This window comes from Arthrobacter sp. P1_B4, from assembly GCF_056406555.1.
Genome location: NZ_JBFTZW010000171.1, coordinates 1 through 2,735, shown reverse-complemented (window position 1 = coordinate 2,735; position 2,735 = coordinate 1). Strand labels below are relative to the sequence as shown.

The window sequence follows — 2,735 nt, the reverse complement described above, 5'->3', positions numbered from 1 at the left end:
CCGCGAAATGCCTGCCGGCGGGAAGCAGCCTGGCAGTTGGATCAGAATTCAATTTGTCCCCATTTTCTTTATTGCACGCGAAACCTCTGCCTGAACATCGAGTGTCAGTTKCGCCTGTTCCGTCAGCGCCAGAAACCGCGGGTATCGATGAGCCGCTTGCCTTCGAGGCTTCTGGGCTCGATGTCGCGGAATTTGTCGTGGTCCACCAGCAGCACCACTACCTGGGCAGCCTCAATGGCTTTGTCCGTTTCCACCAGCCGGATATTCTCAATCACGGCGAGTTCCTGCGGCAGGTGATCCTTGTGCGGTGCTGCAACCAAAATCTCGGCATCCGGATGCTGCATAGCCACACGCCGGACGATCTCCACGGCCGGAGATTCCCGGACGTCGTCGATATTTGCTTTGAAGGCCAGGCCCAGGCAGGCAATAGTCGGACGGCTGTCGTCGCCGACAGCCTTCCGGACCTGTTCCACAATGTAGCCAGGCTTGCCGTCGTTGACCTCGCGGGCAGTCCGGATCAGCGTCGAATTCTCGGGGTCGGCGGCCACGATGAACCAGGGGTCCACGGCGATGCAGTGGCCGCCGACGCCGGGGCCGGGCTGGAGGATGTTGACCCGGGGATGGTGATTGGCCAAGCGGATGAGTTCCCACACATCGATGTCCAGGTTGTCGCTGATGACGGACAACTCGTTCGCGAAGGCAATGTTGACGTCGCGGTAGGCGTTCTCGACGAGCTTGGACATTTCCGCCGTTGCGGCGTCCGTGAGATGGATTTCGCCCTGGCAGAACACTGCGTACAGGGCGGCGGCGGCTTCCGCAGCCTCAGATGTAAGACCGCCGACCACCCGGTCGTTGGTCACCAGCTCGATCATTATCCGGCCCGGCAGCACCCTTTCAGGGCAGTGCGCCACCAGAAGCTTCGGCTTCCCGTCGTGGCCGTCCAGGCTGAGGTCCGGGCGCAGCCCAAGGATCAGCTCGGCGAGGCGGCGCGTGCTGCCGGGAGGCGACGTCGACTCGAGGATTACCAGTTCCCCGCCGCTCAGCTGCGGGGCGATAGCGCGGGCGGCGGCAGCAATATAGGACATGTCGGCCGACTTGTCCGCCTTGAACGGGGTCGGCACGGCCACGATGTAGGCATCCGCGGCGGGCGTTTCGAGCTGGGCCCGGAGCCTCCCCTGGCTCACCGCGCCCGCGACGTGGACGCCCAGGTCAGGTTCCACGAAGGGCACGTCGCCGTTGTTGATGGCGGTCACGGTGATCGGATTGACGTCGACGCCGATCACCTCGAGACCATTGGTGGCCAGGATGGCCGCCGTGGGCAGCCCGATGTAACCGAGTCCGACGACGGCGACTGTCCTGATGGGTGCCTCGGTCTCGGCAGCCTTAGATGTCAACATGTTCATTTAACTTTCCATAGAATTTCAAGTCTCCGGACGCGAGCAGCTCTGCGTCCTCCACCTGCCAGGTGTGTCCGTCACCGGTGCGGACCTGGAAGTAATTGAAGCGGTCCGCCGAGTAAATGATCCTACCGGCGGCATGGGCGGCACGGAGAAATCCTGTGTCCTCGCCGATGCTGACCTGGAGGAAGGGGTGGTCCGTGAAAACTTCCCTATGGGCCATGATGGTTGGCCCCATCACGAAGTCGGTGAACCGGTGTTCCCGGGCCGCGAACCGCAGGATCGCGGCGTTCGTCGTCTCAAGATGCATGTAGTGGGCTTGTTTCCCCACAACATCGGCGCCGGAGTAGGACAGGGCATGGAGCTGGTCACTCAGATAGTGCGGGCCGTAGTGGTCGTCGTCGTCCATCTTGGTGAGGACCTGCCCGCTGGCCGCGGCGACGCACATATTCAGGCACTCCCCCAGTGACACGTCCCGCGGTGCCTCAAGGAGCACGACGTTGCGGAGCCCGGACTTTTCGGACAGCTCCGCCAGGCGTTCGGCTGAGAGCTGGAAGCCGTGGGTGAGCAGCACCAGCTCCGGCTCCACGCCGCGCTGGCCGGCCAGTGTCCGGAAGACCTTTTCCAGGTTTTGGGGCCGGATGGTCGGCAACAGCACGGACAGGGACGGCCGCGGCGCGCCCGCCGCGATTGCTGGCACGGCATGGTGCAAGACAGTGGCCGCCCGATGGGAGTACGTGTGGTGCGACCAGATGGTGCGTTGGGCCAGGTGGGCCGTGCGGTCGTTCAGCTCCGGGTTGGAAACCAGCGCCCGGGTGAGGTGCTCCGCTTCCTTGCGGGTGGCGGCCACGGGCACGGCCGCGGGGGTGAAAAACTGTCCCATGGCCTGGCTGGGCGCGGTGATCACCGGTGTCCCGGACGCCGAGATTTCAAAGATGCGCCGGGCGCACATGCTGGGCGAGTCCACAACCGAATTGACGTTGAGGAAGACCTTGTAAGCCTTGTAGGCGGACAGCGTCTGCGCGTACGTCAGCGAACCGACCACGTGCGAGTCCAGCGGTGCCGGGAACTGGTACTCGGCGTTGCCGCCGAGCTGGCGGGAGAAGATTTCCAGCCCTGTCTTCATCCGGGTGGACGCGTCCAGCGCCCCGCCGAGCAGGAGGTCCATCTGGGCACGGCGTTCGGGATATTTGTGGGCAAAGTACATCCCGGCAAAGGCAACGTCCCGCTGGTGCCGGCCGTGTCCGGGCCGCACGGGGTTGTGGATGGCCGGCTGGGCCGCGAACGGGAGCACGGCTACGCGGTCATGCCCGAGATCCTCGGTGTACTGGGCTATGC

At 64.3% G+C, this 2,735-nt stretch carries 2 protein-coding genes; both read right to left on the bottom strand.

Going from position 1 to position 2,735, the window contains the following annotated elements; translation table 11 throughout:
- Positions 1-122 precede the first annotated feature (122 nt).
- A complete protein-coding gene (gene wecC / locus AC1D1W_RS20415; protein WP_243177132.1) occupies positions 123-1,403 on the bottom strand; it encodes a UDP-N-acetyl-D-mannosamine dehydrogenase in 1,281 nt (426 codons plus the stop codon).
- Positions 1,384-2,735: glycosyltransferase family protein (locus tag AC1D1W_RS20410; RefSeq protein ID WP_476944665.1), on the bottom strand; the 1,352-nt coding region annotated here is incomplete at its 5' end. The genes wecC and AC1D1W_RS20410, both read right to left, overlap by 20 nt.